Annotated in this window: 14 protein-coding genes; 7 read left to right on the top strand and 7 right to left on the bottom strand. The window is 69.2% G+C overall.

Translation table 11 applies throughout. The annotated features are described in order from the left end of the window. Window positions 1-75: 75 nt before the first annotated feature. Entirely contained in the window at window positions 76-1,665 is a 1,590-nt protein-coding gene (locus AC1DWR_RS12370; protein ID WP_477624542.1) for a PucR family transcriptional regulator, read from the top strand. A gap of 3 nt (window positions 1,666-1,668) precedes the next feature. On the opposite strand, the gene AC1DWR_RS12365 is transcribed toward AC1DWR_RS12370, so the two are convergent. From AC1DWR_RS12365 to AC1DWR_RS12335, 7 genes are all read right to left on the bottom strand, one after another. Then, window positions 1,669-2,157, bottom strand: a complete 489-nt coding sequence (locus AC1DWR_RS12365) for a cupin domain-containing protein (RefSeq protein ID WP_477614162.1) — start codon at window positions 2,155-2,157, stop codon at window positions 1,669-1,671. A 77-nt stretch (window positions 2,158-2,234) separates the two neighbouring features. After that, window positions 2,235-3,647: a xylulokinase gene (locus tag AC1DWR_RS12360; RefSeq protein ID WP_477624541.1), complete on the bottom strand. Its 1,413-nt coding sequence runs from the start codon at window positions 3,645-3,647 to the stop codon at window positions 2,235-2,237. An 83-nt stretch (window positions 3,648-3,730) separates the two neighbouring features. Then, complete coding sequence (locus AC1DWR_RS12355; protein WP_477624540.1) at window positions 3,731-4,753, bottom strand: NAD(P)-dependent alcohol dehydrogenase; 1,023 nt, start codon at window positions 4,751-4,753, stop codon at window positions 3,731-3,733. Window positions 4,754-4,757: 4 nt separating this feature from the next. Beyond that, a complete protein-coding gene (locus AC1DWR_RS12350) occupies window positions 4,758-6,293 on the bottom strand; it encodes a mannitol dehydrogenase family protein (RefSeq protein WP_477624539.1) in 1,536 nt (511 codons plus the stop codon). Continuing rightward, window positions 6,290-7,135, bottom strand: coding sequence for a carbohydrate ABC transporter permease (locus AC1DWR_RS12345; protein ID WP_477614158.1), 846 nt, complete (start codon window positions 7,133-7,135; stop codon window positions 6,290-6,292). The genes AC1DWR_RS12350 and AC1DWR_RS12345 overlap by 4 nt, the downstream gene beginning before the upstream one ends. Further along, window positions 7,132-8,073 carry a carbohydrate ABC transporter permease gene (locus tag AC1DWR_RS12340; protein WP_477624538.1) on the bottom strand — a complete coding sequence of 314 codons (942 nt, stop codon included), beginning with the start codon at window positions 8,071-8,073 and terminating at the stop codon, window positions 7,132-7,134. The genes AC1DWR_RS12345 and AC1DWR_RS12340 overlap by 4 nt, the downstream gene beginning before the upstream one ends. Next, entirely contained in the window at window positions 8,073-9,437 is a 1,365-nt protein-coding gene (locus AC1DWR_RS12335; protein ID WP_477614156.1) for an ABC transporter substrate-binding protein, read from the bottom strand. The genes AC1DWR_RS12340 and AC1DWR_RS12335 overlap by 1 nt, the downstream gene beginning before the upstream one ends. Window positions 9,438-9,562: 125 nt before the next feature. On the opposite strand from AC1DWR_RS12335, the gene AC1DWR_RS12330 reads away from it, so the two are divergent. The 6 genes from AC1DWR_RS12330 to AC1DWR_RS12305 all read left to right on the top strand — a co-directional run bounded on the left by AC1DWR_RS12330 (window position 9,563) and on the right by AC1DWR_RS12305 (window position 16,534). After that, a complete protein-coding gene (locus AC1DWR_RS12330) occupies window positions 9,563-10,504 on the top strand; it encodes a sugar-binding transcriptional regulator (RefSeq protein ID WP_477614155.1) in 942 nt (313 codons plus the stop codon). Window positions 10,505-10,648: 144 nt separating this feature from the next. Beyond that, on the top strand, window positions 10,649-11,677 hold the full coding sequence (locus tag AC1DWR_RS12325; RefSeq protein WP_477614154.1) for a LacI family DNA-binding transcriptional regulator: 1,029 nt from the start codon (window positions 10,649-10,651) through the stop codon (window positions 11,675-11,677). Window positions 11,678-11,757: 80 nt separating this feature from the next. Beyond that, window positions 11,758-13,035 carry a sugar ABC transporter substrate-binding protein gene (locus tag AC1DWR_RS12320; protein WP_477614153.1) on the top strand — a complete coding sequence of 426 codons (1,278 nt, stop codon included), beginning with the start codon at window positions 11,758-11,760 and terminating at the stop codon, window positions 13,033-13,035. A gap of 2 nt (window positions 13,036-13,037) precedes the next feature. Continuing rightward, window positions 13,038-13,994 carry a carbohydrate ABC transporter permease gene (locus AC1DWR_RS12315; protein WP_477614152.1) on the top strand — a complete coding sequence of 319 codons (957 nt, stop codon included), beginning with the start codon at window positions 13,038-13,040 and terminating at the stop codon, window positions 13,992-13,994. Between the two features lie 16 nt (window positions 13,995-14,010). Beyond that, entirely contained in the window at window positions 14,011-14,829 is an 819-nt protein-coding gene (locus tag AC1DWR_RS12310) for a carbohydrate ABC transporter permease (protein WP_477614609.1), read from the top strand. Window positions 14,830-14,920: 91 nt separating this feature from the next. Further along, window positions 14,921-16,534: a glucoamylase family protein gene (locus tag AC1DWR_RS12305; protein WP_477624537.1), complete on the top strand. Its 1,614-nt coding sequence runs from the start codon at window positions 14,921-14,923 to the stop codon at window positions 16,532-16,534. Window positions 16,535-16,597 lie beyond the last annotated feature (63 nt).

The raw sequence follows: 16,597 nt of genomic DNA, 5'->3' as shown, positions 1-16,597 counted from the left end.
TGCCGCCTTGTCCCAACAGCACGAATCAGATCCATTCGCTTGTGTTGAGGACACAACCCGCGCGATGCTGGGTGGGTGCTTGCCGTCACCGACCTCGTGGCCGCCCTCGGCGGCCTCCTTGCCCTGGGCGTCGAGCGTGACGGCGCCGAGGTCGACGACCTCACCATCGCCGAACCGGCTCAGGGCATCGTGGGCCAGCCGGGCGACCTGGTCCTGGGGGTGGGGGTGGAGTCGGCGGAGGCCGCTTCCGACCTCGTGCAACGCGCCGCGTCGGCCGGCGCCGGAGGGGTGGTGCTCCGGCGGAGCATAGCCCGGCGGCGCACGGTTCGCGACCGCGCCCGGCGCAGTGGGATCGCCCTGGTGGAGCTCGCGGAACAGGCGTCCTGGGCCCACCTCGTCTGGTTGCTGCGTGGCGTCATCGACAGGGCGGCGGTCGGACCGGGGCGGCGCGACGACGCACCGGTGCAGGACGACCTGTTCGCGCTCGCCGACGCGGCGGCCGCCCTGGTCGACGCCCCCGTCACGATCGAGGACGCCCAGTCGAGGGTGCTCGCCTACTCCTCACGCCAGGACCTCGCCGACCCCGCCCGCGTGTCGACGATCGTGGGTCGGCGCGTGCCCGACGAGGTGCTCGCGACCCTGCGCGCGCAAGGCGTGTTCCGACGGCTCGCCCGGTCGGCGGAGCCCGTCTACGTCCCGGCCTCGGGAGGCACCAAACCCCGGCTGGTCATCCCCGTGCGCGCCGGCGGTGAGTGGTTGGGCTCCATCTGGGCCGTGGTGGAGGAGCGCCCGCCCGCGGCCCTCGTCACCGAGCTGGTCCAGACCTCGTCCGTGGTTGCCCTTCACCTGCTGCGGTTGCGCGCCCAGGCCGACCTCTCACGCCGCGTCGCGGCCGACCGCCTGCGCGGTGTCCTGTCCGGCAACGTCGCGGGTGCGGAGGACTGGCTGCCCCCAGGTCCGTGGCGCGTCGTCGCGCTCGGCGGGGAGGGTGACCCCGTCCGCCTGCTCGACCTCTGGGAGTCAGTGTGCCGTCGGCACGCGTGGAACCAGCCGCTGCTCGCCGACCTCGACGGCCGCGGGTATGCCGTGGTGCGCGACTCCGAGGACGACTCACCGGGCACGTGGGGCTGGCTCAGCTCGGTGGTCGGCCAAGCGCGTGACGAGGCGGTGGCACTGACCGCGCGAGCCGGCCGTACGGCATACACGCCGGGGGAGCTGGAGCGCTCGCGAGGCGAGGCGCAGGAGACGGATCGCGTGGTGGGACAGGGCGGTTCGGTGGGACAGGGAAGTTCGGCGGGACAGGGAAGTTCGGCGGGACAGGGAAGTTCGGCGGGACAGGGACCCCCCGTCGTGTCGCACGAGGAGGTGTGGGCCGAGGTCACGGTCGCGCGGGCGGCCAGCACGCTGGTCGGCGACCCGCTCGGGCCCCTCGAGGTGCTGCTGGGCCACGACGCGGAGCACCACAGCGACTACCTGCTCACCCTCGCCGCCTGGCTGGACCACCCGGGGGCGCCCACCCGCGCTGCCCGGTCGATCCACGTGCACCCCAACACGATGCGCTACCGGATGGCCCGCATTGCCGACCTCGCCGGTCTCGACCTCGAGGACGCGACCGTGCGGCTCGCGGTCCGCCTCCAGATCGCGGCGGCCCAGTCCGGGCCCTAGTCGTCAGTCCACCCAGTAGTTGTCGTGGTAGCGCATGAACTCGTCACGCTCCTGCTCGGTCATCGTCTCGCCGGCGGCGACGCGGGCCAGTCCCTCGAAGTAGGCCTCCCGGGGTGCGCCAGGAGCAAAGTGCAGCAGCATCGAGGCGGCGCCCGACTCGTTCCGGAAGCCGTGCAGGCCGCCCGGCGGGACATGGGCGTAGTCACCCGCGCGGGTGACGTTCCAGCGGTTCCCGTCGAAGATGCTCACCTCGCCGGACAGGATGTAGAACGACTCGGCGATGGTCTTGTGGAAGTGCGAGTCCGGACCGCTGGGCGGGCCAGCGAACTCCCAGCGGTACAGGCCGAAGAGCCGGCCCGTCGAGTCGCCGGTCGACAGGTAGTGGACCCGGTTTCCGTTGGGGTAGATGACATCTGGCGCCGCGTCGCTGAGGCGGATGGTCGCGCTGACCTCGCCGGTGGTGCCGTCGTAGAGGGGCGGTGGATAGCTCATGCGAGCCATCCTGCCCGGGTCAGGCGGTGGCGCGTGCCGGAAGGCGCTGCGGCGTCGTCGACGAGTCCCCCTGCCGATCAGGGGTGGACCGTCCCGAGCAGTTCGGCGTAGCGCGTCAGCACTGTTGCGCCGCGCTCGTCTTCCGGTGGGTCGAGGGTCGCCTCGATCCGGACGTCCCACGACGGCGGCTCGTCGGCCGCACTGAGGACCCACGCGGCCTGCCGGGCGGCTCCCAGCCCGACGTACTCACCCGGCGCGGGGATGGCCACGGGCACGCCGAACAGGCTCGGAGCCACCGCGCGCACGGCTGCCGAGGCGGACGCACCACCGATGAGCAGCACCCGCTGGACCGGGATGCCGAGGTCGCGCAGGTCGTCCACCCCGGCGACGAGGTTGGCGAGCATCCCCTCGACCGCGGCGCGGGCGAGGTTCTCCGGTGTCGTGTTGGCGCGGGTCATCCCGCCGAGGGTGCCGGTGGCCTCGGGCAGGTTAGGCGTCCGCTCTCCGTCGAGGTAGGGCAGCAGGGTCAGGCCGCCGGCGCCGGGCTCGGCGCGCAGGGCCAACCGGTCCAGGCCGGGCAGGTCGGTGCCCAGCAGCTGGGCTGCCGCGGTCAGCACCCGGGCGGCGTTGAGCGTGCACATCAGGGGCAGGTGCCCGCCCGAGGCACTGGCGAACCCGGCCACGTCACCACGCAGGTCCTTGACCGGGGTGGGGCAGTCCGCGAACACGGCGCCACTCGTCCCCAGCGACACGACCACGTCTCCGGGCCGCAGCCCGAGACCCAGGGCCGCGCCGGCGTTGTCCCCGGTCCCCGGCCCGACGACCACCCCGGCATCGGTGGTGCCCGCTGCCTCGGACGGCCCGAGCACGCGCGGGGTGCCGAACTCGCGGCCGAAGGCGAGGAGCTGGAGGTCGGGCAGATAGCTCCCCTCCGCCGCCGAGAAGTACCCCGTGCCGGAGGCGTCGCCGCGATCGGTCACGTGAGAGTCGAAAGCGTTCCCCTGCTTGAGGATCTGGCCGGTCAGCCAGTCGTGGGGCAGGACGACCTGGGCGACGCGCGCGGCATTCTGTGGCTCGTGCTCGGCCAGCCACCGCACCTTCGTGACGGTGAAGCTCGGCACCGGCACCGAACCGGTGCGCTCCACCCAGGTCGCCGACCCCAGCTCCTCCACGAGGTCGCGCGAGGCCTGCGCGGAGCGGGTGTCGTTCCACAGCAGTGCGTCCCGGACCACCTCGCCGGACTCGTCCAACGCGCACATGCCGTGCTGCTGGCCTCCGACCGAGATCGCGGACACGCCCTCGAGGAGGTTGTCGGTCGTCGCCGCCCCGAAGGCCTCCCACCACCGGTCGGGGTGCACCTCCGTGCCGTCGGGGTGCGGTGCCCTGCCGGTCCGCACGATCTCGCCGGTCGCGGCGTCACAGACCACGACCTTGGTCGACTGCGTGGACGAGTCGACCCCTGCGACGAGGGTGCGTGGGGCGTCGGTCATGGATTCCTCCGGGTCGATGGTGCGGCGTCCGCTCGGCTGACCAGGGTCGAGGGGTTGAAGGTCGAGGCGTGAAGGGCGTGGGGTCAGCGCTGAGGGGTGATGACGGACTTGATCGCACCCGGGCTGTCCCGCGCCGCGGTCAGGGCAGCCGCCGTCTCGGCCAACGTGAACCTGCCGGTCACGAGCCGCTCCAGGTCGACCTGGCCCGAGGCCGCCAGGGCGATGGCGGTGGGCCAGGTGCCGGCATAGCGGAACGTGCCCGTGACGACGAGCTCTCGTTCCTGGACGACGGACAGGGGCAGGGGAAGCTCGTCGCCACCCATCCCGACCAGCACCGCCCGACCGGCCGGAGCAAGCGCGCGGATGCCGTCCCCGGTGGCGCCGGGGTGCCCCGAGCACTCGAGGAGCACGTCGGGAGCCCGCCGACCGGCATACCCGGCGGTGATGGTCTGGTCACCGGAGGCGATGGTGCGCGTCGCGCCGAGCTCGGTCGCCACGGCGAGCCGTTGTTCGTTGAGGTCGGCGACGACGATCTCGCTCGCGCCGCACGCCCGGGCCACCTGGACGCACACCAGGCCGATCGGTCCGGCGCCCGTGACCAGCACCCGCGACCCGGCGCCCACCCCACCCTTGCGGCAGGCCCAGACCCCGACCGAGAGGGGCTCGAGCAGCGCCGCGGCCTCGTCGCTCACGGAGTCGGGAACCGGATGGGCAAAGGCGTGGTGGATCGTCACGAGCTCGGCCAGCGACCCGTCGACCGGGGGTGTGGCGTGGAACCGCATGTCGGGACACAGGTTGTAGCGCCCGCCCAGGCACTGCTCGCACGCGCGGCACGGGACCCCCGGCTCGATCGACACGCGCTGGCCCACGCGGGCGCGGTCCACGTCGTCGCCCACCGCCTCGACGACTCCCGACGCCTCGTGGCCGAGGACCAGCGGCGACTCCACGACGAAGCGTCCGATCCGCCCGTGGTCGAAGTAGTGCGTGTCCGAGCCGCAGACTCCGACGGCGTGCACACGGACCAGGACCTCGTCGGCGGCAGGGGTGGGTGTGGGCCGCTCGACCACCTCGACGTCGCCGGGCCGGTTCAGCACTGCGACGCGCATCGGGTCACCCTTCTCCGGCGCCTGCCGTGGCGCTCCAGGCTTCCAGCGTCGCCCGTGCCCCCAGCGTGTGCAACCGGTCCAGGGCGTGGAGGTATGCCGCGGCGAAGCGCTCGTCGTCGGCCAGGTCCCCGAACAGGTCGCGGTCGCGAAGGAAGGCGAGCGGGTCGTCCTGGCGCCTGGCCGCCGCGGCCATCACCCGGTCCTTGAGCCGGTCGACCACCTCGATGGGCTTGCCCCGCTCGTCCACGCCCTCGGCGTAGCGGGCCCACGAGGCCACCACCAGCGCGGACAGCTCGATCTCGCCGCCACTGCGCAGGTTGGCGTTGATCACGGGGACCAGCCACTTGGGGATGCGGTCGCTGGACTCGGCGCACAACCGGGCGAGGGTGTCGCGCACCTCGGGGTTCGCGAACCGTTCGACGAGCTGGTGGCGGTAGGCGTCGAGGTCGACGCCCGGCACCTCCGGCAGGGTCGGGGTCCCTTCGCGCTCCATGTAGGACAACAGGAACGACGCGAAGAGCGGGTCCTGGCAGACCTCGTGCGCGTACCGGTAGCCCGCCAGGAAGCCGAGGTAGCACAGCGCCTGGTGACTGGCGTTGAGCAGCCGGAGCTTCATCAGCTCGTAGGGCACCACGTCGTCGACCATCTGGACGCCGGCCCGCTCGAACGGCGGACGCCCCTGCCCGAAGCGGTCCTCCAGCACCCACTGGGTGAACGGCTCGCACACCACGGGCCAGCCGTCGGCGACGCCGAAGTCCTCGGCCAGCCGCTCGGTGTCGTGCGCGGTCGTCACCGGTGTGATCCGGTCGACCATGCAGTTGGGGAAGGCCACCTCGGCCTCCATCCAGTCCGCGAGCCCGGGATCCTTGAGCCGCGCGAAGGCGCAGATCATCCGCTTCGCGACGTCGCCGTTGTCCGGCAGGTTGTCGCAGCTCATCACGGTAAACGGCGCACGTCCCTCGGTGCGCCGACGGTCCAGCCCCGCCGTGACGAACCCGAAAACCGTTGCGGGAGAGCCGCCTCCGGCGAAGTCAGCCGCGAGGTCGGCCCGGATCGACGGGTCCGACGCGTCGAACTCACCGGTCGTCTGGTTGACGAGGTAGCCGCCCTCGGTGATGGTCAACGAGACGATCCGCGTCTGGTCGTCGGCGAGCCGGTCGACGACGGCCTTGGGATTGTCGGGCGCGAACATCACCTCGATCACCGAACCGATCACCCGCGGTTCGCGGTGGCCGTCAGGGTGCTTGACGACGAGCGTGTAGAGCCCGTCCTGGGCCCGCAGGGTGTCGATGATCCTGCGGTCGTGCGGCAGCGCCCCGACGCCGCACAGCCCCCACTCCAGGGCCAGGCCCTCGTTCATCAGGGCGTCGAGGTACATCGCCTCGTGCGCGCGGTGGAAGCCGCCCACGCCGAAGTGCACGATGCTCGCGGTGACCTTCGAGCGGTCGTATGCCGGCCGGCGCACCTCCTGGCCCAGCTCACCGAGGGTGTTCTGGGACAAGGCGATCGGGGAGGGGGTGGCCGGAGACGTCTCCGTCACTTCACCGCGCCCATCGACAGGCCCTGCACCAGCTTGTCCTGGGCCGCGAACCCGGCGGCGAGGACTGGCAGCGACACCACGAAGGACGCGGCGCACACCTTGGCGAGGAACAGTCCCTGACTGGTCACGAACCCAGTCAAGAACACAGGAGCAGTTCCCGCCACCGTGCTGGTCAGCACCCGGGCCAGGAGCAGCTCGTTCCAGCTGAAGATGAAGCAGATCAGCGCTGCCGAGGCGATGCCCGGCATCACGACGGGCGCGACGATGTCCCTGAGGGTCCTGGTCAGGCTCGCGCCGTCGACCGAGGCGGCCTCGAGCATCTCGACCGGCACCTCCGCCAGGAACGAGCGGAGCATCCAGACAGCGATCGGGAGGTTCATCGAGGTGTACAGCAGGATCAGCCACCAGATGTTGTCGAGCAGGCCGACCTTCTGCGCGAACAGGTAGAGCGGCAGGATGCCGGCCACGATCGGCAGCATCTTGGTCGAGAGGAAGAAGAACAGGACGTCTGTCCACTTCTTCACGGGCCGGATCGACAGGGCGTAGGCGGCGGGGAAGGCCAGCAGCAGGACGAGGATGGTCGACAGGACGCTGGCGGTCAGCGAGTTGAGCAGTGGCGGCCAGGGTCCGGCGTCGAAGAAGGACCGGTACCCGTCGAGCGAGAGGGGCGCGAAGAAGTCTGGCGGGTTCTTGGCCGCGTCGTTCTCGTTGTGCAGGGAGGTCAGGACCATCCACAGCACGGGGAGGGCGAAGAGGATGCCCACGATCCACGCAGCGGCGGAGAGGAGCACGCCGCTGCGTGGAGGCTTCGCGTGGTTGATCTCCTGCGTCGTGATGGTCATGAGTCCTCCCGGAACAAGCTGAACGCGGTCCGCAACGCTGCGGTCGCGATGATGATCGTGCCGATGACCACGACGACGCCGGCAGCCGACGCCCGGCCGTAGTCCTGCGCCGTGTAGAAGGTCTGGTAGATGAAGTACGGCAGGTTGGCCGTGCCGAGACCGCCGGACGTGATCGTGAAGACGTGGTCGAAGTTCTGCACGACGTAGATCGCTCCGAGCAGACCCGACAGCTCGATGTACTGGCGCAGGTGCGGGAGCGTCATGGTGGTGAAGATCTGCCAGCTGCTGGCCCCGTCGATCCGTGCGGCCTCGACGACGTCCAGGGGTCGGCTCTGCAGCCCTGCCAGCAGGATCAGCATCATGAACGGCGTCCACTGCCAGACCAGCGCGGCGATGATGGCGGCCAGTGGGTTGTTGGTGATCCAGTCGGGCTGCGGCGCGTTGTCGCCGAAGAGAGTCTTGAGCAGTCCGTTGAAGAGGCCGTACTCAGGGTTGTAGAGCGCGTGCTTCCACAGCAGGGCCGCAGCCACGGGAACGATGAGGAACGGCGTGATCATCATCGTGCGCACCACGCCCTGCCCGCGGAACTTGCGGTCGAGCAGCAGCGCGATGCCCAAGCCCAGCACCAGGCAGATCAGGACGACCGAGACGGTCAGCAGGATCGTGACCCAGACGGCCTTGCGGGTGTTGGTGTCGGTGAAGACCCGGGCGAAGTTGTCGACGCCGGCGAAGCCGCGCTCGTCCGGGTAGTAGGCGTTCCAGTTCATGAACGAGATGACGATCGTGGCGACGAACGGAAGCTGCGTCATCAGGATCGTGAAGATGAGCGCAGGCAGCAGCGGCGCCCGCCGTGCCCAGTCGCCGGAGCGCTGGAGTGCCTTGCTCGGAACCGATGGCTCGGCAGCCGTCGTGCTTCTGCTGGCGGTCGTGGACGACATCACTGCCCCCTTGCCTGGTAGCGCTCGGCGACGTCCTCGGCGAGCTGCTGGCCCCGCTTCAACGCGTCGTCGACCGACGTCTTGCCGGCGATCGCCGAGCTGACGTCCTGACTGACCTGGGTCCCGAGATCGGGGAACTCGGGAATGTCGACGAACTGGATCCCGATGGCGGGCCGGGGTTGCACGCCGGGGTTCACCGGATCGGCGGCCTCGATGGCCGCCCTGGTCGGGTCGGCGAAGGCCGAGGCGACCTTGAGGTACTCGGGGTTCTCGTAGGTCGAGGCACGCTTGCCCGCGGGGACGCTGGTCCAGCCGATCTTGCTGCCCACGAGGTTCTCGTACTTCTTCCCGCTGGCCCAGGAGATGAACTTCCAGGCGTTGTCCTTCTTGGTGCTGGCCTGCTGGATGGACCAGGACCAGGCGTAGAGCCACCCGGAGGAGTCGGTCTTCACCACGGGAGCCGGGGCGTAGCCGAACTTGCCCTTGGTGGGGGAGTCGTCCGCCTCGAGGGATCCAGCGGCAGACGTGGCGTCGTACCACATGGCCACGTTGCCCTGAACGAGGTTGTTGAGGCACTCGGTGAAGCCCGCTTGCGGTGCGCCCTTCTCACCGTGGGCCCGCACGAGGTCGACGTAGAAGCTGACTGCCTCCTTGAACTCGGGGGAGTCGACACCGGGGGTCCAGTCCTTGGTGAACCAAGCCCCCCCGAACGTGTTGACCACGGTGGTCAGGGGGGCGAAGAGCTGACCCCAGCCGGGCTGGCCGCGCAGGCAGATCCCCCGCATGCCCGGCTCCGCGCCGTCGACCTTGGCCGCGATGTCTGCGACCTCCTGCCACGTGGGTTTGGCCGGCATCGTGATGCCCTTCGCCGCGAGGACGTCCTTGCGGTACATGAGGAAGGAGGACTCGCCGTAGAACGGCTCGCCGTAGACCTTGCCCTCGCTCGACAGCGAGGTGGTCATCGACTTGAGGATGTCTGCCTGGTCGAACTCGGTGTCCGACGCGAGGTAGGAGTCGAGCGGCGCGATCCACTTCGCCTTGGCGTAGATCGGGATCTCGAAGTTGCTCAACGACGCCACGTCGTACTGGCCGGCCTGGCTGGAGAACTCCTGGCTGATCTTGTCCCTGACGTCGTTCTCGGGCAGCACGGTGAAGTTGACCCGGATGCCGGTCTCCTTGGTGAAGTTGTCGGCCGTGAGCTTCTGGAGGTCGACCATCTGGGGGTTGTTGACCATGAGGACGTTGATGCTGTTCGCGCCACCGCCTCCCACGCCGCCTCCGCCCCACCCGGCACAGGCCGACAGGCTGAGCGCCAGGCCGGTCGCCCCCGCGACCAGCGTGGCCCTGGAGTTTCGACTTCGCACGCGTCCTCCTCCGTCGCCATTGACGGCGTCAGTTTGACTACTGCTCATATGAGCGCCATGATGCCCAAACGAGTAAGACGAGTAAATCCTCGCGACGCCAACCTGTCAACGGCAAGGATGTGCACGTGATCGACGACGGCCCCGCCGAGCTGGTGATGCTCGCTGCCGTCGCCCGCCGCCACTACCTGCAGAACCAGTCGAAGGTCGAGATCGCCGACGAGCTCGGCATCAGCCGGTTCAAGGTCGCCCGCATGCTGGAGGCGGCACGGGAGAGGGGGCTCGTCCGCATCGAGATCGTCCGGCAGGGGTCCCTCGACGTCGACGCCTCGGCGCGGCTCCAGGAGCGCTTCGGCCTGGCTCACGCCGTCGTGGTGGACACGGCCGACGCCGACACCGGCGCGGTCCGACACCTGCTGGGCCGCGCCGCCGCAGACCTGCTCTCGGAGGTCCTGGTGGACGGCGACGTCCTCGGGCTGCCGTGGTCGCGCAACGTGCATGCCGTGGTCGCCGCGCTGACGAGCCTCCCGCGGGTGGAGGTGGTCCAGCTGACCGGGGCGATCGCCCTGCCCGACTTCGACAGCAGTGCCGTGGACATCGTCCGGCGGGCCGCGCGGTTGTCCGGTGGCAAGGCACATGTCTTCTATGCCCCGTTTGTTCTCGACACCAAATCCAGCGCCGATGCGCTGCGTCGCCAACCCGCGGTGCTGGACGGCCTGGCGAGGGCGTCGCTCGTGACCAAGGCAGTCGTCGGCATCGGAGCCTGGGAGCGCGGACAGTCGACCATCCACGACCTCCTCGACGAGGCGGAGCAGCGGGACCTCGCCAGCCGGGGAGTCATCGGCGAGCTGGCCGGGATCTTCTTCGACAAGAACGGAAAAGCATTGCGGCCCAAGGTCGCTGCGCGTTTGATCACCGTGGATCCCGACGACCTCGCCGGGGTGCCCGAGGTGATCGCCGTGGTCGCCGGCGCCTCCAAGGCGAAGGCGGTCAGAGCCGCTCTCGACGGCGGTCTGGTCCAGGGCCTGGTCGTCGACGCCACCCTCGCGGACGTGCTGCTCGCGAGCTGAGCGGGAACCCGTCTGCGAGGGCTGGATCCGGTCAATTCGGGCCTGTGAGGACAAGCCTCGCGAGCCTCTCCTCTTGCGCTAATCGCCACGTGCTGGCATGGTCGAGAACAGATGTAAGCGCTTTCAACGATGAGAGGCAGACCTGTGGCGACCGGTTCGACACCGACCAGCGGGACGACGATCTACTCCGTCGCCGAGCGTGCCGGTGTCTCCATCGCCTCGGTCTCCCGGGTCCTCCAGGGGTCCACCGCCGTGTCCGAGAAGACCCGTCAGCGGGTCCTCGAGGCGGCCGACGAGCTCAAGTACGTGCCCCTCGCAGCCGCCCGCAGCCTCGCAGTGCGACACCACGAAGCCCACGGCCTGGTGCTCCCCGAACTCTCCGGCCCGTACTACTCCGAGCTCCTCATGGGCTTCGAGTCCCGCGCGGCCGAGCTCGGCCAGAGCGTCGTGCTCATGCTGGCCGAGGGCAAGGACGACCTCGTCCGCGCTGTCCGCAGGCTGGCAACCCGCGTCGACGGCCTGGCCATGCTGGGCTCGGCGGCCATTCCCGAGGACACCGTGACCGCGCTGCACGGCTCCAAGCCCGTCGTCCTCATCGCCGGAGACGCCCGCCCGGACATCGACAGCGTCACCTCGGAGAACACCGGGAGCGCCGCCGAGATCACCAGCCACGTGCTGGCCCACGGTCGCACCAGGATCCGCTTCATCGGTGACCCCGCCTCAGGTCCGGACGTCCGGGACCGCTATGCCGGCTTCGTGGCCGCCCACGAGTCGGCTGGCCTCGTCGCGGCAGAGCCGGTGCGCATCGCGCTGCGCGAGGTCGACGGCACCGCCCTCGCCGATCGGCTCCTGTCAGGAGACCTCTCGGCTGACGCGCTCGTCTGCGCGAACGACGAGCTCGCCCTGGCCGTGATGAAGCGACTGCGCGAAGGCGGCAAGGTCGTCCCTGACGACTTCGCGATCGTCGGCTGGGACGACGTCATGACGGCTCGCTACGTCCAGCCCGGCCTGACCACCGTGCGCCAGCCCGTCCGTGAGCTCGGCGCCCTGGCCGCCGACCGGCTCCACCAGCGCATCACCGGTGCGCCCGTCGGGGACGCCCCTCGGGTCATCCCGACCAGCGTGGTCATCCGATCCTCCTGCGGCTGCAAGCCCCGAGCCGCTCCCGGCTGACCCAGCCGGCTGGGCATACCCCATGCCTCCAGAAGCACAACTGCCGTTAGTCCTTTCCCCCGATGAAAGAGAGAAAACCGATGAGACGCACCTCCGCCATGGCGGTCGCGACGATTGCCGCCGCAGCGCTCACCCTGACGGCCTGCGGCCGTGGTGACGCAGGCTCGACCGCAAAAGAGACAGGCAAGGACGTCAGCTCAGGCAAGGCCACCGGCACCATCACCGTCTGGGCGATGGGTGCAGAGGGTGAGAAGCTCCCCGCCCTCGCCAAGGAGTTCGAAACCGCCAACCCCGGCGCCAAGGTGAACGTCACCGCGATCCCGTGGGACGCGGCGTACCAGAAGTTCACGACCGCGATCACGGCCGGCACCACCCCGGACGCGGCGATGGTCGGCACCACCTGGATGGGTGAGTTCGCCGGCAACGACGCGCTCGACCCCACTCCTCCGTCGATCGACAAGTCCGTGTTCTTCGACGGCGCCCAGAAGACGACCGAGGTCGGAGGCACGTCCTTCGGCGTCCCGTGGTACGTCGAGACCCGTCTCGTCTACTACCGCAAGGACCTCGCCAAGAAGGCCGGCTTCGACACCGCCCCCACGGACTGGGAGGGCCTGAAGTCGATGGCCAAGGCGATGCAGACCAAGGCCGGTGCAAAGTACGGCATGGGCTTCCAGGCCGGCGGTGTCGGCTCCTGGCAGTCGATCATGCCGTTCGGCTGGTCCAACGACGCCGACCTCACCAAGGACGGCGGCAAGGCCTACAACTTCGACAGCCCCGAGGTGCTCGAGGCCGTGAAGTACTACCAGAGCTACTTCACCGACGGGATCTCGGACAAGGCTGCTCCGGCCACCCCGACGACCGAGCCCGACTTCGCCAGCGGCAAGGTGCCGATGTTCATCTCGGGTCCGTGGATGATGTCCGCGGTCGAGAAGGTCGGCGGCGCCGGCTTCAAGGACAAGTACGACGTCATGCCGATCCCGGCCAAGACCAAGTCGTCGTCCTTCGTCGGTGGCTCGGACCTCGTGGTCTTCAAGAAGTCCAAGCAGCGCGACACTGCCTGGAAGTTCATCCAGTGGCTGAGCGACCCCAAGACCCAGGTCAAGTGGTACCAGTCCTCGACCGACCTCCCCGCGGTCAAGTCCGCTTGGCAGGACCCGGCCCTCACCGCTGACTCCAAGCTCGCCGTGTTCGGCAAGCAGCTCGAGACGGCCCAGGCTCCGCCGAGCTTCCCCACGTGGGAGCAGGTCGTCGCCAGCTTCGACACCGAGATGGAGAAGGTCACCAAGAAGGGCGCCGACCCCGCTGCAGCCCTCAAGACCGTGCAGCAGCAGGCTGACTCGATCGGCACCGGCCAGTAGTCATGGCCACCACCACCGAGGTGACCCCTCGCGGGGAGACGGGCGCGAGTCGCCCGTCCCCCCGCGGGGGTGGCGCCGCGAGGCGAGCTCTGCGTGAGGGGCCGGCAGCGTGGATACTGGCACTGCCGTTCTGCCTGCTCTTCCTCGTCTTCACCGCGTGGCCTGTCATCCAGTCGCTCTTCATGAGCTTCACCGACACCAAGTCACGCGACCTGCGCAGCCCGTTCTCGGTCAACGTCGTGGGCTTCGACAACTTCGCGAAGGCGTTCTCCGACCCCGTCTTCCGCAAGTCGGTCCTCAACACGGCCTACTTCGTCGTCATCGGGATGCCTCTGACCCTGGGCATCGCGCTCGCGGCGGCAGTCGCGCTCGACCGAGGGATCACCCGGTTCCGGTCGGCGTTCCGCCTGGGCTTCTACCTGCCGGTGATCACCTCGATCGTCGCTGTGGCCGTGGTCTGGCGGTTCCTCCTGCAGGAGGACTTCGGGCTCATCAACACCGCGCTGGGCTGGGTCGGCATCACCGGCCCGAACTGGCTCGGCGACCCGCACTGGTCGATGCCCGGCCTGATCCTGATGGCGGCGTGGCGCAACTTCGGCACCGCGATGATCATCTTCCTGGCCGGTCTGCAGGGCGTGCCGTGGGTGCTCCACGAGGCAGCCTCGATCGACGGAGCTAGTGCGTGGCAGCGGTTCCGCCACATCACCCTCCCGATGCTGCGGCCCACCCTGCTCTTCGTGTCCGTGGCCACCTCGATCGGCTACCTCCAGTTCTTCGAGGAGCCGTTCGTCATGACCAACGGTGGCCCGCTCAACAGCACCATCTCGATGTCCATGTACACCTACAAGCAGTTCGGCTTCGGCAACTACGGCTATGCCGCCGCGATGAGCTACATCATCTTCGTCGTCATCGCGATCGTGGCTGCCGTCCAGTTCCGCCTGCTGCGTGACAACACGTGAGGTCGTCATGACTGGAATGAGCTCGCGCGGCCGGTACGCGCTCTACGCACTCCTGTCCGTGCTCATGGTGATGGTCATCGCACCCTTCGTGTGGATGATCCTGGGCAGCTTCAAGACCCAGGGTGAGCTGCTCCAGAGCCCGCCGACCTGGTGGCCGCAGACGGCCACCCTGGACAACTACACGCAGCTCTTCTCCCGGCTGAACTTCAAGCAGTACTTCTTCAACTCCACGGTCGTGGCGGCCTGCGTCACGGCGGGCAACCTGCTGTTCTGCTCGATGCTCGGCTACGCCTTGGCGATGCTCGACTTCAAGGGCAAGAAGATCCTGTTCATGGTGGTGATGGGCACCCTGATGATCCCGGGCGTGGCGATGTTCGTCCCGCTGTTCGTCCTCGTGGCCAACCTCGGGCTCATCGACACCCTGCCCGGCCTGATCCTGCCGTTCCTGGCGACGCCGTTCGGTGTCTTCCTCATGCGGCAGTTCTTCCTCGGCCTCCCCCGCGACCTGCTCGACGCAGGCCGGGTGGACGGCGCGGGCGAGCTGCGGATCTTCCGGCAGATCTTCCTCCCGCTGGCCGGACCGGCCTTGGCAACCCTGGGCATCCTGACCTTCCTCGGCAGCTGGAACAACTTCCTCTGGCCGCTGGTCGTCGCCCAGCAGGAGAAGACCTACACGCTGCCGGTGGCGCTCGCGCTCTACTCCACCGGTCAGAACTCCACGCAGTACGGCCTGCTCCTGGCCGGAGCCACCGTCGTCGTCGTCCCGGTGCTGGCAGTCTTCCTGGTCTTCCAGCGACGCGTGATCGAAGGAATCGCCACCACCGGAATCAAGTAACCGCCGTCACCGGTGGGCCGCCCACCTGCACCAGCAGCACTCGACGGCACCTGGCAACACTAGGAACCAACCACTGATTGGAGCCTCACCCATGGCCAGCACCTCCTCCCTCATCCTGCCCAGGCCCTCACGGCGACAGCTGCTCGTCGGAGCCACCGCCGTCGCAGCCGCAGGTCTCACGGCCACGCGCGCCTCCGCGAGCGCCGCGGCGGCACCCGCGGCGCCGGCATACATCCCGTCCCGCACCTCGCTTGCCGCGGACCCCGTTCGCGTCCGGACGTGGGCGGCCGACACGTGGCACAGCCTCGTGGCGATGACCGACGAGAAGACCGGACTGCCAGCGGACAACATCCCGGAGTCGCTCGGTGCGAAGGACCGCTCGGGTTACACGTCGCCGACCAACATCGGTGGCTACCTCTGGTCCGCCGTGGTCGCGCGCGAGCTCGGCATCATCTCCAAGGCCGAGTGCACCAAGCGCCTCATCCAGACCCTGACCACGGTGCTGCGCCTGAAGCACCACACCCCGAGCGGCCAGTTCTACAACTGGTACGACGAGGCATCAGGCGACGTCATCACCACGTGGCCGACCAACGGGAACACTGTCTACCCGTTCTGCTCCTCGGTCGACAACGGCTGGCTGGGTGCCGCCCTCAAGGTCGTCATGTCAGCCGACAAGGGCGCCGCACCGCTGGCCCGACGCATCTTCGGGCGGATGCGCTGGGACATGTACTACGACACCAACGCCGCACGGAAGCCCGGGCTCATCTACGGCGGCTTCTACCCCGGCACGCCGCCCGACACCGACAACTTCGCCCTCGGCAACACCATCGGCGTCGGCCCGGACGTCTGGTACACGAAGAACCACCACTACGACACCACGGTGTCCGAGACGCGCATCACGAGCTACCTCGGCATCATGACCGGGCAGATCCCCCCATCGCAGTACTTCGCGATGTGGCGCACCTTCCCCGGTGACTGCGGCTGGAACTGGCAGGAGATGCAGCCTGTCGGGCAGACCCGCACCTACCTGGGTGTCGAGGTCTTCGAGGGCGCCTACACCTACCGTGGCATGCACGTCGTGCCCGGCTGGGGCGGCAGCATGTTCGAGGAGCTCATGCCGGACATGTTCGTGCCCGAGTCGAGCTGGGCGCCGCGGTCCTGGGGTCTCAACCACCCGCTCCACGTGCGGTCCCAGCGGGAGCACGGGCTCATCGAGGCGGACTACGGCTACTGGGGCTTCTCCCCGTCGAGCAACCCCGTCGGCGGCTACCGCGAGTACGGCGTGGACGTGCTCGGCCTCAAGCCCGACGGCTACTTCTCCGACCAGGAGAACACCGACGTCAAGCTCGCCTACGACGGCTGTCGCGACGCGCAGAACCCCAACCCGACGTTCGGTGACGGCGTCGTGACCCCCCACGCGTCGTTCCTCGCGATGATGCACGAGCCCGCCCAGGCCTACACGAACCTCGCGAAGATCCAGGACGAGCTCAAGGCCTACGGCGAGGGCGGCTTCTTCGACGCCGTCGCCGTGCGGTCGGGCACGATCGCTCGCCGCTACCTCGCCCTCGACCAGGCCATGGTCTTGGGTGCGATCGGAAATGTCTTGGCCGACAACGTGATTCGTCGGGCCTTCAGCACGGCCGACGTCGAGCGGGCAATCCGTCCGGTCATCGGCATGGAAGAGTTCGGCGCAGGCATCGTCTAGCCTCCCCGGTCCCGTCGTGTGCCCCTGGCATCCCCTGATAGGCCGGGGGCACACGGCGCCGGA

Source organism: Pedococcus sp. P2_E2, from assembly GCF_056403955.1.
This window is presented reverse-complemented; position numbering and strand designations above follow the sequence as displayed.

Bases quoted from the DNA above. Each gene is read 5' to 3' on its own strand.
- AC1DWR_RS12355 (WP_477624540.1), bottom strand. From the start codon at position 4,753: ATGCGCGTCGCAGTGCTGAACCGGCCCGGCGACGTCGAGGTGGTCGAG.
- AC1DWR_RS12315 (WP_477614152.1), top strand. From the start codon at position 13,038: ATGGCCACCACCACCGAGGTGACCCCTCGCGGGGAGACGGGCGCGAGT.
- AC1DWR_RS12320 (WP_477614153.1), top strand. From the start codon at position 11,758: ATGAGACGCACCTCCGCCATGGCGGTCGCGACGATTGCCGCCGCAGCG.
- AC1DWR_RS12305 (WP_477624537.1), top strand. From the start codon at position 14,921: ATGGCCAGCACCTCCTCCCTCATCCTGCCCAGGCCCTCACGGCGACAG.
- AC1DWR_RS12365 (WP_477614162.1), bottom strand. From the start codon at position 2,157: ATGAGCTATCCACCGCCCCTCTACGACGGCACCACCGGCGAGGTCAGC.
- AC1DWR_RS12310 (WP_477614609.1), top strand. From the start codon at position 14,011: ATGAGCTCGCGCGGCCGGTACGCGCTCTACGCACTCCTGTCCGTGCTC.
- AC1DWR_RS12360 (WP_477624541.1), bottom strand. From the start codon at position 3,647: ATGACCGACGCCCCACGCACCCTCGTCGCAGGGGTCGACTCGTCCACG.
- AC1DWR_RS12345 (WP_477614158.1), bottom strand. From the start codon at position 7,135: ATGACCATCACGACGCAGGAGATCAACCACGCGAAGCCTCCACGCAGC.
- AC1DWR_RS12340 (WP_477624538.1), bottom strand. From the start codon at position 8,073: ATGTCGTCCACGACCGCCAGCAGAAGCACGACGGCTGCCGAGCCATCG.